General features: G+C 68.2%; 18 protein-coding genes. 7 read left to right on the forward strand and 11 right to left on the reverse strand.

Annotated elements, in window-relative coordinates; all coding sequences use genetic code 11:
• Positions 1-153: 153 nt before the first annotated feature.
• Entirely contained in the window at positions 154-1,116 is a 963-nt protein-coding gene (locus tag AB0L70_RS20370; RefSeq protein ID WP_363686222.1) for a hypothetical protein, read from the forward strand.
• On the opposite strand, the gene AB0L70_RS20375 is transcribed toward AB0L70_RS20370, so the two are convergent.
• From AB0L70_RS20375 to AB0L70_RS20410, 8 genes are all read right to left on the reverse strand, one after another.
• Positions 1,106-2,059, reverse strand: coding sequence for an ATP-binding cassette domain-containing protein (locus tag AB0L70_RS20375; protein ID WP_363686224.1), 954 nt, complete (start codon positions 2,057-2,059; stop codon positions 1,106-1,108). The genes AB0L70_RS20370 and AB0L70_RS20375 overlap by 11 nt on opposite strands.
• A 1-nt stretch (position 2,060) precedes the next feature.
• Positions 2,061-2,876, reverse strand: a complete 816-nt coding sequence (locus AB0L70_RS20380) for an ABC transporter permease (protein ID WP_363686226.1) — start codon at positions 2,874-2,876, stop codon at positions 2,061-2,063.
• On the reverse strand, positions 2,869-3,666 hold the full coding sequence (locus AB0L70_RS20385; protein ID WP_363686228.1) for an ABC-2 family transporter protein: 798 nt from the start codon (positions 3,664-3,666) through the stop codon (positions 2,869-2,871). Before AB0L70_RS20385 ends, AB0L70_RS20380 begins: the two co-directional genes overlap by 8 nt.
• A 242-nt stretch (positions 3,667-3,908) precedes the next feature.
• Positions 3,909-4,748 (reverse strand): alpha/beta fold hydrolase, encoded by an 840-nt coding sequence (locus tag AB0L70_RS20390; protein WP_363686230.1) that lies wholly within the window; start codon positions 4,746-4,748, stop codon positions 3,909-3,911.
• Between the two features lie 79 nt (positions 4,749-4,827).
• Complete coding sequence (locus AB0L70_RS20395) at positions 4,828-5,649, reverse strand: alpha/beta hydrolase (protein ID WP_363686232.1); 822 nt, start codon at positions 5,647-5,649, stop codon at positions 4,828-4,830.
• Positions 5,650-5,720: 71 nt separating this feature from the next.
• Positions 5,721-6,611: a PD-(D/E)XK nuclease family protein gene (locus tag AB0L70_RS20400; RefSeq protein WP_363686234.1), complete on the reverse strand. Its 891-nt coding sequence runs from the start codon at positions 6,609-6,611 to the stop codon at positions 5,721-5,723.
• Positions 6,611-7,228 carry a MarC family protein gene (locus AB0L70_RS20405; RefSeq protein WP_363686236.1) on the reverse strand — a complete coding sequence of 206 codons (618 nt, stop codon included), beginning with the start codon at positions 7,226-7,228 and terminating at the stop codon, positions 6,611-6,613. Before AB0L70_RS20405 ends, AB0L70_RS20400 begins: the two co-directional genes overlap by 1 nt.
• Complete coding sequence (locus tag AB0L70_RS20410) at positions 7,225-8,109, reverse strand: PHP domain-containing protein (protein WP_363686238.1); 885 nt, start codon at positions 8,107-8,109, stop codon at positions 7,225-7,227. Before AB0L70_RS20410 ends, AB0L70_RS20405 begins: the two co-directional genes overlap by 4 nt.
• 126 nt (positions 8,110-8,235) lie before the next feature.
• On the opposite strand from AB0L70_RS20410, the gene AB0L70_RS20415 reads away from it, so the two are divergent.
• The gene (locus AB0L70_RS20415; protein WP_363686240.1) at positions 8,236-8,640 is read left to right on the forward strand and encodes an NUDIX domain-containing protein; all 405 of its coding nucleotides are present in this window, start codon (positions 8,236-8,238) and stop codon (positions 8,638-8,640) included.
• A 1-nt stretch (position 8,641) separates the two neighbouring features.
• On the opposite strand, the gene AB0L70_RS20420 is transcribed toward AB0L70_RS20415, so the two are convergent.
• A complete protein-coding gene (locus AB0L70_RS20420) occupies positions 8,642-9,403 on the reverse strand; it encodes a helix-turn-helix domain-containing protein (protein WP_363686242.1) in 762 nt (253 codons plus the stop codon).
• Positions 9,404-9,488: 85 nt separating this feature from the next.
• Between AB0L70_RS20420 and AB0L70_RS20425 the strand changes: the two genes are divergently transcribed.
• Both AB0L70_RS20425 and AB0L70_RS20430 read left to right on the forward strand, forming a co-directional pair.
• Positions 9,489-10,322, forward strand: a complete 834-nt coding sequence (locus tag AB0L70_RS20425) for an SDR family oxidoreductase (RefSeq protein WP_363686244.1) — start codon at positions 9,489-9,491, stop codon at positions 10,320-10,322.
• A 17-nt stretch (positions 10,323-10,339) separates the two neighbouring features.
• Positions 10,340-11,119, forward strand: a complete 780-nt coding sequence (locus tag AB0L70_RS20430; RefSeq protein WP_363686246.1) for a GNAT family N-acetyltransferase — start codon at positions 10,340-10,342, stop codon at positions 11,117-11,119.
• Here the strand turns inward: AB0L70_RS20430 and AB0L70_RS20435 are convergent.
• Positions 11,095-11,511 (reverse strand): DUF4267 domain-containing protein, encoded by a 417-nt coding sequence (locus AB0L70_RS20435; RefSeq protein WP_363686248.1) that lies wholly within the window; start codon positions 11,509-11,511, stop codon positions 11,095-11,097. The genes AB0L70_RS20430 and AB0L70_RS20435 overlap by 25 nt on opposite strands.
• Before the next feature lie 90 nt (positions 11,512-11,601).
• Here AB0L70_RS20435 and AB0L70_RS20440 point away from each other — a divergent pair, with 90 nt between their 5' ends.
• Positions 11,602-12,156: a TetR/AcrR family transcriptional regulator gene (locus AB0L70_RS20440; RefSeq protein WP_363686250.1), complete on the forward strand. Its 555-nt coding sequence runs from the start codon at positions 11,602-11,604 to the stop codon at positions 12,154-12,156.
• Positions 12,157-12,160: 4 nt separating this feature from the next.
• Here the strand turns inward: AB0L70_RS20440 and AB0L70_RS20445 are convergent, their stop codons facing one another.
• Positions 12,161-12,736 carry a histidine phosphatase family protein gene (locus AB0L70_RS20445; RefSeq protein WP_363686252.1) on the reverse strand — a complete coding sequence of 192 codons (576 nt, stop codon included), beginning with the start codon at positions 12,734-12,736 and terminating at the stop codon, positions 12,161-12,163.
• Positions 12,737-12,840: 104 nt separating this feature from the next.
• Between AB0L70_RS20445 and AB0L70_RS20450 the strand changes: the two genes are divergently transcribed.
• On the forward strand, positions 12,841-13,872 hold the full coding sequence (locus tag AB0L70_RS20450) for a LacI family DNA-binding transcriptional regulator (RefSeq protein ID WP_363686254.1): 1,032 nt from the start codon (positions 12,841-12,843) through the stop codon (positions 13,870-13,872).
• Between the two features lie 11 nt (positions 13,873-13,883).
• Positions 13,884-15,179, forward strand: a complete 1,296-nt coding sequence (locus tag AB0L70_RS20455; protein WP_363686256.1) for a sugar ABC transporter substrate-binding protein — start codon at positions 13,884-13,886, stop codon at positions 15,177-15,179.
• The last annotated feature ends 3 nt before the right edge of the window (positions 15,180-15,182 follow it).

Below are 15,182 nucleotides of genomic sequence, written 5' to 3' on the forward strand. Positions count from 1 at the left end.
GCATACCCTGTCTACCCCCGAATCACGGTTCCGGTTGGGTCCTACCCGGATTTCAACGACCCCACCACCCCCAAGTCACACCTCCCTGTGTTCCGTAACGCACCCGAGTTGTCCACACCCGGACTGAAACTGTCGCGTAGTAGCGTGCCGGGCATGGCTGCTAGTGCGGAGCGGATCACTGCGCGGAGTTTCCCGACACCGAATGTCGTGAAGGTGACCAACAATCCGGCTGCGTGGGATCAGGTGGGTGGATTCGCGGCCGTTCAGGCCGCGGAGGCGAACGCGGCGCTGGCGGTGCTGGATGCCCGGCTGGCCGAGGCCACGAGTCCGCAAGAGCGCGTCGCCGCGTTCGAGACGGCATTCCAGCATGTGACCGAGTGGCGGCATCAGGTGGCGATGCAGGGCCAGTGGACGCGACCGGGTGCTGACGCCGAGGACGTACGGACGCCGATCGAGAGCTCGATGATGTACCGGCTTTCGCCGCACGTCGGCGGGCGGGAAGTGGGATCGCCCGCCCACCGGATGCTGACGGAGCTGGAGCAGACTGCCTTGGACCGGTTCGGAGAGTCCGGGGACGAGCTCCAGAACCAGGTTCGGTTGCGCGACGGCCGGACGGTCAACGGAAACCTCTTGCGGCGGAACCAGTTCGGCGGTTCGGAGGTGCTGACCGTGACGGCGGCGAAGGAGGACCGAGAGGTCCTGCGCCGGGCCGCGTTCGAGGCCCTTGGCGAGCTGGAGACCCAACGGGCCGCGGGCGCGACACCCGATCCACAGGACCCGGGCCAGCGGCAGGCGTTCATCGACGCCGCCTACTGCCTGGTCCAGGGTCCGGAGATGAAACGTGGCAGCGACGCGATCATGCGGACGTTCCTGGTCGCGGCCCACACGCGCGTCTTCGACGCCGCTCCGGTGCTGCCGCAGGGCATCGATCTCGACGGCATGGTCCGCGGCCAGGACGGGTTCACCAAGGTGATGCAGACCGAACTACAGACCCTCCCGCGATCCCAGGCACCGGCACCGGGCCGGACCCGGGACGGAATCTCCGCGGGGCTGGACGACGGAGCCCAGGAACGGCGTACGGGCGCAGCTCACCGGTCGGGCGGGCTCACCCGGTGACAGGCGTATAGAGCTGGGTGATGACGGATTCGATCGTGGGTTCGGAAACGGACAGGTCGACGAGCGGGTAGTTGGCGGCGATCTGGGACAGCAGCGGTGCGGCGCTGGTCGAAGTGGGGAAGGTCAGGTGCTGGCGGGGGCCGTCGACCTTGATCACGGTGGCGCCGTCGACCTGGATGGGCGGGAGCGAGGAGGCCAGGTCGACGACCAGGGTTCGCGGCGCGGACTGGCTGGATTTCAGCTGCTCCAGCGTGCCGTCGAAGATCTGGTGGCCGTGGTCGATCACCATCACCCGGGTGCACAGCGCCTCGATGTCGTCGAGGTCGTGGGTGGTGAGGATGACGGTGGTACGGCGATCCGCGTTGATCTGGGCCAGGAACTCGCGCAGCCGCGCCTTGCTGATCACGTCGAGTCCGATGGTGGGCTCGTCGAGGTAGACGATCTCGGGATCGTGCAGCAGTGCCGCCGCGATATCACCACGCATCCGCTGGCCCAGTGAGAGCTGACGGACCGGGACATCGAGGAGATCGCCGAGATCCAGCAGTTCCACGAAGGTGGCGAGATTCTCCCGGTGCCGTGCGAGCGGTACGTCGTACATCTTCTGCAGTACGGCGAACGAGTCCTTCAACGGCAGGTCCCACCACAGCGTGGTGCGCTGGCCGAAGACGACCCCGATCCGCTTGGCCAGCTTCAGCCGATTCCGCAACGGATCCACCCCGGCGACCCGGATCGACCCACCCGAAGGAACCAGGATCCCGGTGAGCATCTTGATCGTGGTCGACTTCCCGGCACCGTTCGGTCCGATGTAGCCCATCACCTCGCCCGGCTCGACGCTGAACGACAACCCGTCCACCGCCCGGACCTCCCGGCGCGTACGGCGGAACCCGTTCCGCGACGTCACGGTGAAAGCTCGTGACACGTTCGACAACTCGATGACTGGCAACTCAGCTCCCTGTACTGCGATAGCGACGAAGACCGCCCCGCCACGCCAGTGCGGCCAACGCGACCATCACGACGGCGACCAGCGGGGACAACAGACCGATCCAGGACGGCAGGCCCAGTGGGGCCGGCTTACCCAGCAGGTACAGCACCGGGTAGTAGTTGACGAAGGCAAGCGGTACGACGAACGTAACGGCCCGCACGATCTCCTTCCCGAAGACCGTCAACGGGTACTGCGTCATCGTCTGCCCGCCGTACGTGAACGAGTTGGCCAGCTCCGCGGAGTCCACCGCGAGGAACTGGAACGCCGCGCCGAGCACGAAGATCGCACCGAAGATCACCGATCCGGCGATCATCGACACCGCCATCACGATGCCGCGGGCAACGGTCCAGTCCACGTCCAGCCGGTTGAGGGCGAACACCATCACGACCAGCGCCTGCAACGGCCGGCCGAGCCGCCGCAGCGCGAAGCCGTCGGCCGTGGTCTGCAGGAACGCGGGCACCGGCCGGATCAGATAGACGTCGAACGTCCCGGTCCGGATCCGCTCGCCGACCCGCTCGATCGACCCGGTGAACAGGTCCGCGATCCCCAGCGTCATCGAGGCCGTTGCGTAGAGCAACGCCATCTCCGCCAGCGAGAACCCGCCGAACGACGAGATGTGGCTGAACATCAGCACGATCGCGACGAAGTCCATCACCGTCAGCACCATCGAGCTGAACAACATCAGCACGAACGACGCCGGGTACGCCATCGACGACCGGATCCACATCATGATCAGCATCCAGTACTGCGACGGTGCCCGGAGCACTCGTTCAACCACCCTGGATCACCACCTTGCGGGTGGCGACCGAGGTCACCAGTTGGGCGCCGAGCAGGAGAGCCACGATCCAGCCCAGCTGGAACAGCAGGGCCGAGCCGGTCCCGCCCGGGTTCCGGCCGAGCCAGATGTCGATCGGCACCTGCATGGTCGCGGCCCACGGCGTCGCCCTGGCGATGTCTCCGATCACGCCCGGGAACACCGCCAGCGGCAGGATCATCCCCGAGAAGAACGTCGACAGGACCAGCGCCAACTGCTCCGTCCCCCGCGTGTCGGTGATCCAGAACCCGGACAGCGCGACCAGGTACCGGATCCCGAAGCTGACCAGAATCGCCAGGAACACGCCGGCCGCGACCGCGAGCCAGGTCAGCGGCGTCGAGGGAAACCTGAGGTCGAACACCAGCGCTCCGACCAGCAACGGCGCCCCACCGCGCGCCAGCAACTGGAACATCGCCCGCCCGAGGTCGACCGACAACCACCAGAGCAACAGGTGCGTGGGCCGGTAGAGATCCACCGCGATCTCACCGCTGCGGACCCGCTCCCCCAGCTCCCCCGTCGTCGTGGAACCCCAGATCCCGACCGGCATCAGCAGTCCCTGCTGCAGCCACACGAACGTCAGCGCGTCCGCAGCGTCGTACCCGCCGAGGCCCGGACGCTCGTGCCACAGGGTCAGGTAGATACCGCACAGGATGAACCCGAACACGGTGTTGGTGAACGCACCGGACGCGGTGGCGATCCGGTACGTCGAGAAGCGCCGGAACGACCGTACGCCGATCGCCCAATAGACGCCCACGGCAACCTCCTCTCAGTTCTGCGAGGTGGTGTCCGGGGGTCCAGCGGCACGCAGAACTACCCCGGATCCGTCAGGACCCGGGGGTTCGGACACCACTGTGACGGGCATGGCTGATCCACGCCGTTGTCAAGGAAAGGAAACGGACGCTACAGCGCCGCGAGATCGGCCGTCAACACAATTAACCGGTCTGCGCATACCGGTCCGGCCGCGGGACCCCTCAGACCCGCGCCCGGACCGGTGACTCAGGCGGCATCAGCCTTCAGGAGGGTGGCCAGGTGGGTCGCGAACGGCACCGGATGGCTGGCGTAGCCGGCGTGCCCACCCGGGAACAGCACGACCGGCCACCCGAGGTGCTCGGCGATGACGTGGATCGGCCGCCCGGGCAGCTGCATGCCCGAACCCAGCCCGGCGGCCGGGACGATGCGGTCGGCAACCATCTTCAGTGCGTCCAGGTCCGGCTGGTACCGGGTGAACGGCAACAGCTGATGGCCGTAGAACGTGCCAATGTTGGCCTCCATCCGCTCGGCCAGTTCGCGGTACTCCGGCAGCAGATCCACCATCGGCGGCATCGCGTCGTCGGCCAGCCCGGTGCCCATCATGAACACCACGTCGGCCGCGGCCAGCCCTTCTTTCCAGAAGGTGTCGTACACCTCCTGGAAGAACGCGCGAGCGTCGTCCGCGTCCGGCAGCACCTCGGTGCACGGCGGCTCGTGCGCGACCAGCATCCGGATCCGGTCCGGGTGGCGGGTGATCAGCTCGAGACCGGTGATCGCGCCGTTGCTGCTGCCCAGCACGTACGCCGGTTCGTCCGGCGACACCGTGTCGATCAGTGCCAGCGCGTCGTCGGCCATCCGGTCGAGCCGCGCGTCCTCGGGCTCACCCTCGCACCGGCTCCTGGAGTTCCCACGGACGTCATAGGCCACGACGGTGTACTCCGCCGCGAGCTGCCCGACGATCCCGTCGAACACACCCGCATCCGTCCCACCGCCGGGGATCAACAGCAGCATCGGACCCGACCCGGTCACCTCGTAGTGCAGCGTCGCACCCGGTACCACCAGCTTGTTCACAGTCTTCGCACCCATCAGGCAATCCCCTCTCTCATCACCCTCAGCGTCCACGCCACCGCTGGCACCCCGCGCACACGGCGCTGGTACCGCGGGGTCAGTCGGCGGCCAGAACCTCGGCGAGTACGCCGGCGAAGCCGACCGGATCGGCGGCGTACCCGACGTGGTCGCCGGGGAAGCGGACCACCGGACGGCCGATGCGCTCGGCGATGACCTGGATCGGCCGACCGGGCAGGAAGCCGGCCGACGTGACACCGACCGCGGGCACGATCTTCGCCGCCGAAGCCGCCAGCGCCTCCAGGTCCGGTGCGTACCTGGTGAACGGCAGCAGCTTGTGCTCGTAGAAGACCGGGGTGTTCGCCTGCATCCGCAGGAACATCTCCAGCATCGCGGGCGGCACGTTCTCCAGCCGCGGCGGCTCGCCCTGGTCCGCCCCGATCCCGTGGATGAACTTCGCCTCGGCTGCCTCGGGACCGTCTGCCCGGTACGTGGCTTCGACGTCGGCGAAGAACGCACCCGCCGCGACCGCGTCCGGGAGCACCTCGACACACGGCGGCTCATGGGCGACCAGCCGCCGGACCCGCTCCGGGTGCCGGGTGATCAGTTCGAGTCCGGCGATCGCGCCGCTGCTGCTCCCGAAGACGTACGCCGGTTCGTCCCCGGCAACCTCCTCGAGCAGGGCCAGCGCCTCCGCCGCCCCGGGACCGGGCCCGTCGTCGGGCACTCCGTCGTACGCACTGCGCGAGTTGCCCCGCGGGTCGTAGCTGACCACGGTGTAGCCGGCGGCGAGCTGACCGGCGATCCCGCCGAAGATCGCCGCATCCGTTTTCCCACCGCAGATCAACAGCAGCACCGGTCCGGCTCCGGTCACCTCGTAGTGCAGCGTTGCTCCAGGCATCGACAGTTTGCCGAAAGTCATCAGGCGAACCCCTCTCTTGGTTGCCCCCAGCGTCGACCACCCCGCTGGCACCACACGCACACGGCGCTGAGTCAGCCTGCGTCTTGCATCGGGACGGGGGTTGCGTCGTCGAGGCCGGCCCAGGAGTCGCGGGGTGGGGATTCGCGGCGGCCTTGGGGGCAGATGCGGGCGAAGTCGCACCAGCCGCAGAGCGCGGAGGGCTCGGGTGGGAACGCGTCGTCGGCCTCGGCCGGGGTCAGGCCCTCACGCCAGCGGACCTCGGCGGCGGCAGCGTCGTCGGCCATCGACTCGGCGCGGCGCTGGTGCCGGGCGAGCGACTCGTCGTCGTGGTCGGCCGCGGCAACGGTGTTGGTCGGCAGGTGATGCAGCTCGACCCGGGTGCACGGCCGGTGCAGCACCCGGCGCGAACCCAGCACGTACAGCGCCATTGCCAGCGACGACCGCGCGTCCGTCGAGGTGAGCGGGCGCCGGCCGGTCTTGTAGTCGACGATCGCGAGCTCGGTCCCGCCACTCCCGTCGCGGGCGGGACGCTCGTCGATCCGGTCCACCCGCCCGCGCAAGGAAGCACGCTCGGTGGTGAAGGCGACCGTACGCTCGACTCCGCGGGGTTCATAGTACGGATCGGAATCCCGCAGGTACCCGAGCACCATGTCGGTCGAGCGGTCCCGCCAGTCGAGCGACTGTTGCTCGTCCCGGAAGCCCTCGCTGCGCCAGCTCGACCGCATCTTGGCGACGACCTCGTCCGGCGTACGACGAGCGGCCGGCCAGCGACCGAAGAAGTCGGCGAGCACCTCGTGGACGATCGCCCCGACCGTGTTGTGCGCCCACGGCGGACCCTTCGGCGGCCGGGGCGTCTCCAGGTAGGTGTAGCGGTACTTGCGCTTGCAGTCCGCGAAGTTGAGCAGCTTGGTCGGTGTCGCCACGAACAACCGCGAGGGCATCCCCGGCAGCAGATCGTCCATCAGCCGGCCTTGATGAAGTCGGTGACCGCGTCGGCGACCAACTGGACGGCGATCGCGCTCAGCAGCAGACCGGCGATCCGCGTGACCAGGAGTACGCCGTTCTCGCCCAGCAGCCGCATGATCAGGCCGGAGAACCGCAGTGTCAGCCACATGATCAGGTGGATCGCGATGATGCCGACCGAGATCGCGACCACGTCCGGCAGCGACCCGTTCGCCCGCTGCACGAACACCATCGTGGCGACGATCGCGCCTGGTCCGGCGAGCAACGGCGTACCGAGTGGGACGAAGGCGATGTTGACGTTCTTTGTCTGGACCGGGTCCTCGGCGGTGTCGGTCAGCAACTGCAGGGCGATCAGCAGGAGCAGCAGGCCGCCGGCGCACTGCAGCGCCGGCAGCGTGATGCCGAGGTGATGCAGGATCTGCTGCCCGAACGCCGCGAACACGACGATCACTCCGAACGCGACCAGCACCGCCTGCCAGGCGGCCTTCTTCCGGACCGCACGGGACTGTCCGGCGGTCAACGAGATGAAGACCGGCACCGTGCCCGGCGGGTCCATGATCACGAACAGCGTGACGATGACCTCGGTGAACAGCCCGATGTTGATGACACTGTTCACGGCAGGTAGGCCTCGGGGACCTGAGCGTCGGGGGCGGCGGACGCGTTCTTCGTGGCGACCTCGAGCAGCCGCGCGAACTGCTCCGGCTCGGTGGAGTTCACCCCGAGGTCGTGGTCGATCTTGCCGGCGCCATGATGATCGCTGGAGCCGGTGTAGATGATGCCGAGGTCCTGCGCGATCGCGCGCAACGCCGTCCGGGACTGCGGCGAGTGGTCCTGGTGGTCGACCTCGATACCGGCCAGGCCGTGGTCCTCGACCATCCGGCCGATGGTCTCCGCGGTCATCACCTTGTAGCTGGAACGTCCCCACGGGTGGGCGATCACGGGCACGCCACCGGCCGCGCGGACGAGCTCGATCGCCCGGCCTGGATCGATCGCGTAGTGCGACACGTGTCCTGGCCGCCCGTCGGCGAGAAACCGGTCGAAGGCCTCGGTCCGGTTCGCGACCGTGCCGTTGGCAACCAGCGCGTCGGCCACGTGCGGCCGGCCGACTGACGGCGTACCGGTGGCTTGGGCGAGCACCTCGTCGACGGTGAGCGACACACCGACGGCGTTCAGCCGGGAGACGATCGACGGGATCCGGTCGGTGCGGCCGTCGCGGACGATCCGCAACTCCTCGGCCAGCGGCGGGTACGACGGATCCGGCAGGTACCCGAGCAGGTGGACGCTGATCCCGTTGAGCTTGCAGGAGATCTCGATGCCCGGGACGAATCCGACCCGGGCGTCCTCCGCGGCGCGGCGTCCCTCGGCCCAGCCGTCGGCCGTGTCGTGATCCGTGAGCGCGATCACACCGAGACCCGCCTGCGCGGCGTGCGCGATCAGGACGTCCACCGGGTCGGTGCCGTCCGAGCGGTTCGAGTGTGTGTGCAGATCGATGCGCACGAGCGGTCCGGATCCCTTCGAAAGCCTGCTGTCACCGCTGATGCTATCCGCGTTCACGCGTGAGCCCTGGTACTTGTCCCCAGACGGCCTATTCTGCGGTGGCATCGAGGAGGCATGGAGGGTGGCATGGAGAGGCGGCGGGTCGACTGTGTGGGTGCGCTCGTGTACGACGAGGAGCGCCGGCTACTCGTGGTGCGCAGAGCCAACGAGCCCGGGCGCGGGCTGTGGGCGATCCCCGGCGGGCGGGTCGAGCCTGGTGAGGACGATCCGACCGCCGTGGCGCGGGAGGTTGCGGAGGAAACCGGTCTGACCGTGGAGGTCGGCGGGTTGGTCGGTGAGGTCGAGCGCGAGGGTCCGGCCGGCCAGCTCTACGTGATCCGCGACTACGAGGCGACCGCGATCGGCGGCTCTCTCACTGCCGGTGACGACGCCACCGAGGCGAAGTTCGTCACCCGCACCGAGATCCTGGCCCTCCCCACCACAACGCTCCTGGTCTCGACCCTCGAACAATGGAACGCCTTACCCGGCTGAATCAGCAGCTACTGAGCGGGACCTGACCGGTCGCGAAGGCGGCTGGGGTGACTCGCATCAGGGAGCGGAAGTCGGCGATGAGGTGCGACTGGTCCGTGTACCCGGCGCCGGCCGCAGCGTCGGACCAGGAGTGCCGAGCCTCGTTGATCACGCCGCGCACCCGAGCGATCCGGGCGAAATGCTTTGGTGAGACGCCTACTGCTTGGCGGAAGACCCGACGCAGATAGCGATCACTCACCCCGAGCCGCCTCGCGGTGTCTGCCACCGTGCCCGGTCCGGACAACACGTCGGCGGCTGCTTCGACGAGTTCGAACCGGTCGGGCAGGCGCCGCGGGAGGCGCTCGAGCAGATAGCGCCCGATCAGGTGGACCGCTTGGTCGGGGTGATCGCGGTGGGTGGCCAGTCGTTCGCCCAACCGGAGCGCCGATGGACCGCACAGCGCACTCAACGGCACCACCCGATCCACCAGATCATCTGCGGGTGTCCCCAGGAGCGGCATCGCCCAGCCCGGCCGAATCCTCATCCGCAGGCAAACCGGCAGCTCCTTACTCGCGTGGTACGCCGCCTTGGTCCGAGGCCCTGCGACCAGTACGTCGCTCTCGCCGCTGACCGTCATCCGCCAGACGACCGTGGCCGAGGGGTCCGGAGGGAGCATCGTCACGGCGGCGACCGCACCGAGCGCGCCGGATCCAGGTGCACCTTCATGGCCGACCGGACCGCCGACGCGGTCCTGGGTGATCTCCTCGATGCACGGTTCGGGCACGCTTCGAGCGTAGCCAGTTGGTGGTGGCATCCGTAGTACCGAAAGCTCCTATCCGGTCGCGAGGGGTCCTGCACAGAGTGGGGACATGATTCTGGTTACTGGTGCGACCGGCACCATCGGGAGCGAGCTCGTCCGTCAACTGGTTGCCCGCAGCACCTCCGTCCGCGCGATGACAAGAGATCCTCGGCGGGTGTCCGGAGTCCCTGTAGTCCAAGGGGATTTCGAAGACCCGGATTCTTTGCGACGGGCAACCGATGATGTCTCGGCGGTCTTCCTGCTCAGCGCGCCCGGACCGCGGGTGCCGGAGCACGACCGGGCGATGGTCGAGGCGGCCGTCGCCGGCGGGGTGCGGAAGATCGTCAAATTATCGGCAATCGGCAGCACCGACGAGGGGATGCCCGGCAACTGGCATGCGGCCGGTGAGCGGGCGGTTCAGGAGAGCGGGCTCGCGTGGACCATCCTGCGACCCGCCGGCTTCGCGTCGAACATGTTCGCGTGGGTGCCTGCGATCCGGGCCGGACAGCCGATCCCGAACCGGACCGGGGCAGGCGTGCACGCCTTCGTGGATCCGCGGGATGTGGCGGCCGTTGCCGCCGAAACGCTGCTGTCGGCGGAACACGACGGCCAGATCTACACCCTGACCGGGCCGGAGCTGTTGAGCGTGCCGGATCAGGTTGCACAGTTGGCTGAGGTCCTCGGGCGGACGTTGACGGTGACCGACGTACCGCCGGACGTTGCGGCCGAGCAGTTGCGGGCCGCGGGGCTTGATGAGGCTGTCGTGTCGGTTGCGCTTCGCGGCGCCGAGCTGATTCGGAGTGGTGGGGAGAAGACGCTGACCGCTGATGTCGAGCGGGTTCTCGGTCGTCCGGCGGGGACGTTCCGCGCCTGGCTGGAAACCCATCGCGGTGCGTTCGGCTGATCGATCAGACTGGGGTGATGGACGACGCTGAGCTGGTGCGGGCGATCGAGGACAACGCGGCCGATTTGCTGATGGCGATGGGCGCGGCCGGTGGCGGGCGGCAGCGGGAGACGCCGGAGGTGCGGTGGACGATCGGTGGATCGCCGATCGATTACCACAACGCGGTGGTGGCGGCTGACCTTGTGGACGCCGACGCTGTGATCGCGGAATCCCTGCTGGAGTTGAAGAATCACGGTGTGCCGGGGAACTGGCACGTCGGGCCGTCGATGCGTCCGGACGACCTGGGTACGCGACTCGTCGCGGCCGGCTTCACGTCGGCCGGGAGTGAGCCGGGGATGGCCGTCCGGATCCCGGAGTTGATCGCGCCAGACACCGTACCGGGGTTGGAGATCACGCGGGTCGAGGACGACGAGGCGCTTGCGGTCTGGGAGGCGACTCTCGGGCGGGGGTTCGGCGAGGGTGAGCGAGAGGCGCGGTGGGTCGCATCGGTGTACCAGAAGCTCGGGTACGGCGATCCGTGGCGCCACTACCTCGGTCGGATCGACGGTAGGGCAGTTGCGACCACGGCGGTCTTCCTCGGTGCGGGCGTTGCCGGCGTGTACTTCGTGATGACCGTCCCGGAGGCGCGGCGGCGCGGGATCGGGGCGGCGATCACGTACGCCGCCCTTCGCGACGCCGGGCCGGTTGCGGAGTACGGCGTACTCGGCTCGTCGTCTGCTGGACGGTCCGTGTACGCCGCACTGGGATTCCGCGAGTTGTGCACGATCGCGCTTTACGAGTGGACCGCGACCGGCTGAGCGAGGTCGGCGGCGGGCTTGCGCTCGCGGAGCAGCAGGAAGGCGTCGAGGAGGACGACCGCGGCGGTGAGGCCGTGGACACCGAGGGCGGTGGCGGCGGGGCCGTCGTGGGTGAACACAGTGATCATGTCGACGATCGGAACGAGCGACGTGATCGCCATCAGGACGCCGGTCGCGCGGCGCTGACCGAGTGCGAACAGGGTCAGCAGGTTGAGGCCCAGGACGATGTCGCGGATCCCCTTCACCGCGAAGTACCCGGCCGCTGTGCCGGTCGGCCACGGGTCGATGCCGAAGTTGGCGGCGGCGCTGTGCCCGGCCAACAGGAACTGGGTGCCGAACGTCAGCGGGAAGATGCCGAGCAGGATGGTCAGGACGGTGGTGAAGCGGCGCATCGAGGTTCTCCAATGTCTAGCGTTGCTAATTTTCCTAGCGACGCTAACATTGCCGTCGCTAGATTGTCTAGCGGTGCTAACATCCGGTCTATGCCGAGTCAGACACGTAGGGAACGAGCCCGCGAGGAGCGGCGCGAGTTGATCGTCCGCGCCGCGCGGGAGCTCGCGGAGGCCGAGGGGTGGGAGTCCGTCACCACCCGCCGCCTCGCCGAGAAGGTCGACTACAGCCAGCCCGTCCTCTACGGCCACTTCAAGAACATGGACGCCATCGCCACGGCCGTCGCCCTGGAAGGCATCGAAGAACTGACCACCGTCCTCCGCCGCGGCAGCGCCGCCGACGGGCTACGCGGGCTGGCGAACGCCTACCTGGAGTTCGCCGAGGCGCATCCAGCCGTGTACGACGCGATGTTCGTGCGGAACACGGACCTGGTCTTCGGGGCAGCCGAGAGCCCCGACGTGCTGAAGGACGCCTTCGACGCAATCCGCGCCACGGTCGAGCCGTACGCCGACGGCGACGCCGAGACCCTGACCGAAGTCTTCTGGAGCGCCCTGCACGGCCAAGCCACCCTCAACCACAACACGCGCCTCCGCCCCGCCCACCAGCAAGCCCGCGCCGACCTCCTCGTCAGCCTCCTGACCGCCTGACCGGTTACACGTTCCAGTGGTGGATGGCGGGGGAGCCTCTTTCCCAGCCCAGGACTGAGATCGTGGCTGTGTTCAGGACGAAGTGACGGCCTTCGGTGACGTCCAGTTCCAGCCAGCGGGCGGTGAGCGCGCGCAGGGCGTGGGAGTGACCGAAGACGAGGACGTCGCCGGGTACGGCGGCGATGCGGGCGTTCACGCGGTCCAGGCGAGCGGCGACCTGGACTGGGGTTTCCCCGTTGGGCACTGGATTGTCCCAGACCGTCCAGCCAGGCACGGTTTTGCGGATCTCCGCGGTGGTGATGCCCTCGTAGTCCCCGTAGTCCCACTCGACCAGGTCGTCGTCGACCTCGGCATCCGGGTAGCCGGCGAGTTCCGCCGTACGCCGGGCGCGTTGCCGGGGTGAGGTCAGCACGAGGTCGAACTTCTCCCCCGCCAGCCGGTCTTTCAGACCCGCCGCGACCCGCTCACCGTCCGCGGTCAGCGGCAGGTCGGTGACGGACGTGTGCCGGCCCGACTTGCTCCACTCGGTTTCGCCGTGCCGGATCAGGAACAACTGGTCCTGGCGCTCAGGTGTGGTCACAGGCTCATGGTCCCAGATCGAGGCTGAGGTCTTGACCGATGCACCTGGGACAGGGCAGGGTCGGAAACTGTAAGCGCTTCCACTTTCAGTCGAGGAGCACCCACGTGGCATCCGGGACCACCGGCCGGCCGGCGACGATCTACGACGTCGCGGCCCGGGCGAAACTGTCGATCGCGACGGTTTCGCGTGTCCTGCAAGGGACTGGACCGGTATCGGCGAACGCCCGGGCCCGGGTCGACCAGGCGGCGCAGGAGCTCAACTACGTACCGCTACGCGCCGCCCGCAGCCTGGCGGTACAACGGCATGAGGCGCATGGGCTCGTACTGCCCGACCTGGCCGGCCCGTTCTACGGCGACCTGCTGATGGGATACGAACGCTGGGCCGGCGAACACGGTCAGAGCGTCGTCATCACCGTCACCCATGGGAACCCGGATCCTCGGCGTACCGTCCGCGACCTGGCCGGACGGGTCGACGGGATAGTTGTCCACGGCAACTCTTTGGATCTGTCGACCGTGCAGGGATTGCGGAAGGCCGGCGTGCCAGTAGTGCTGATTGCGCATCCGCCGGTCAGTGGTTGCGATTCCATCCGCAGTGAGAGCGCGGCCAGCGCCGAGCAGCTCACCACGCGACTGCTCGACCATAGCCGCACCAACCTGCTCTTCGTCGGTGACCCCGCCAGTTCGTACGACGTCTCCGAGCGGTACGCCGGATTCGCCAAAGCACACGAGCGCCGCGGACTCCAGGTACCCAAGCCCCAACGGGTCCCCCTCACCGAAGAAGCAGGTGTGGAGGTCGCCGAAAAGGTGCTCCAGGCAACCACCGGCAGACCCGACGGTTTGCTGTGCGCCAACGACGAGCTCGCGCTGGCGATGCTTACCGCGTTCAAAGGTAGGGGTATCGATGTACCGGGCGAGGTTGTCGTGACGGGGTGGGATGACGTGATGGCGGCACGGTACGTGTCGCCCGGACTTACGACGGTGCGGCAGCCGATGGCCGAGCTGGGGCGGTTGGCGGCACAGCGCCTGCATGAGCGTGTGACGGGTGAGCGATCCCGCGCACGGAACGACGTACTGGCGACACAACTCGTGCTGCGGGTCAGCTGCGGCACGAACGGGGCTGCAGAGGTAACCGAGTAAGGAGACAACGAATGTTCACCCACAGCATCCGCCGCCGGCTGGTGATCGGCAGCGCTGTGTTGACTGCCGGAGCACTGGCCTTGGCCGGCTGCGGACGGTCGAGCGACTCCGGCGAGACCGGCGCGCAAGCCACCACGACGGTCAGCGAAGGGCCGGCCACCGGCAACCTGACGGTCTGGGCGATGGGCGCCGAAGGCGAGAACCTTCCCAAGCTCATGCAGCAGTTCCAGCAGGCCAACCCGGGCGTGAAGGTGAGCGTCACGCCGGTGCCCTGGGACGCGGCGCACAGCAAGTTCACCACCGCGATCACCGCGCAGACGCTGCCGGACGCCGCGATGGTCGGTACGACGTGGATGGGTGAGTTCGCCGACCTCGGCGCGCTCGACCCGACCCCGCAGGGCTTCGACAACGCCGGCTTCTACCCGGGCGCGCTCGACACCACGAAGGTCGGCGGCACCCAGTACGGCGTGCCCTGGTACGTCGAGACCCGGTTGGTGTTCTACCGCAAGGACCTGGCCGCGAAGGCCGGGATCACCACGCCGCCGACCGACTGGGACGGCCTGAAGGCGATGGCGAAGGCGATGAAGGAGAAGGCCGGCGCCAAGTACGGGATCAACCTGCAGCCGGGCGGCACGGGCTCCTGGCAGACCGTGATGCCGTTCTCCTGGTCCGCCGGGGCGAACCTGACCTCCGACGACCAGAAGGAGTTCACCTTCGACACGCCGGAGATGCAGGAGGGGCTGAAGTACTACCAGAGCTTCTTCACCGACAAGCTGGCCGGCGCCGATCTGCCGCCGAACCAGACCGAGGCGCAGTTCGTCAGCGGCCAGGTACCGATGTTCATCTCCGGTCCGTGGATGGCCGGGTCGATCGCGAAACTCGGTGGTGACGCGATCAAGCCGAACATCGGCGTCTTCCGGATCCCGAAGGCGAAGACCTCGACGTCGTTCGTCGGTGGGTCGAACTTCGTGGTGTTCAAGAACTCGAAGAACAAGGACAGCGCCTGGAAGCTGGTCAAGTTCCTGTCGGATGCCAAGACGCAGGCGTCGTGGTTCAAGATGTCGTCCGACCTACCCGCGGTGAAGAGCGCGTGGCAGGACCCGAGCATCGCCTCCGACCCGCTGCTGCCGGTCTTCGGTCAGCAGCTCGAGGACGCGAAGGCACCGCCCGCGGTGGTCAATTGGGAGCAGGTCGCGAACGCGTTCGACCTCGAGATCGAGAAGATGGTCAAGGCCGGCCAGTCCCCCGCCGACACCGCCAAGGCCGCTCAGACCAAGGCCACCCAGATAGGCATGGGCGGTAGCTGATCC

It is taken from the genome of Kribbella sp. NPDC051952, assembly GCF_040680855.1.
Lineage (GTDB): Bacteria > Actinomycetota > Actinomycetes > Propionibacteriales > Kribbellaceae > Kribbella.

Excerpts from the sequence above, each read along its gene's own strand:
- AB0L70_RS20370 (WP_363686222.1), top strand. The coding sequence starts at position 154 with ATGGCTGCTAGTGCGGAGCGGATCACTGCGCGGAGTTTCCCGACACCG.
- AB0L70_RS20390 (WP_363686230.1), bottom strand. The coding sequence starts at position 4,748 with ATGGGTGCGAAGACTGTGAACAAGCTGGTGGTACCGGGTGCGACGCTG.
- AB0L70_RS20395 (WP_363686232.1), bottom strand. The coding sequence starts at position 5,649 with ATGACTTTCGGCAAACTGTCGATGCCTGGAGCAACGCTGCACTACGAG.
- AB0L70_RS20400 (WP_363686234.1), bottom strand. The coding sequence starts at position 6,611 with ATGGACGATCTGCTGCCGGGGATGCCCTCGCGGTTGTTCGTGGCGACA.
- AB0L70_RS20415 (WP_363686240.1), top strand. The coding sequence starts at position 8,236 with ATGGAGAGGCGGCGGGTCGACTGTGTGGGTGCGCTCGTGTACGACGAG.
- AB0L70_RS20425 (WP_363686244.1), top strand. The coding sequence starts at position 9,489 with ATGATTCTGGTTACTGGTGCGACCGGCACCATCGGGAGCGAGCTCGTC.
- AB0L70_RS20430 (WP_363686246.1), top strand. The coding sequence starts at position 10,340 with ATGGACGACGCTGAGCTGGTGCGGGCGATCGAGGACAACGCGGCCGAT.
- AB0L70_RS20435 (WP_363686248.1), bottom strand. The coding sequence starts at position 11,511 with ATGCGCCGCTTCACCACCGTCCTGACCATCCTGCTCGGCATCTTCCCG.
- AB0L70_RS20440 (WP_363686250.1), top strand. The coding sequence starts at position 11,602 with ATGCCGAGTCAGACACGTAGGGAACGAGCCCGCGAGGAGCGGCGCGAG.
- AB0L70_RS20455 (WP_363686256.1), top strand. The coding sequence starts at position 13,884 with ATGTTCACCCACAGCATCCGCCGCCGGCTGGTGATCGGCAGCGCTGTG.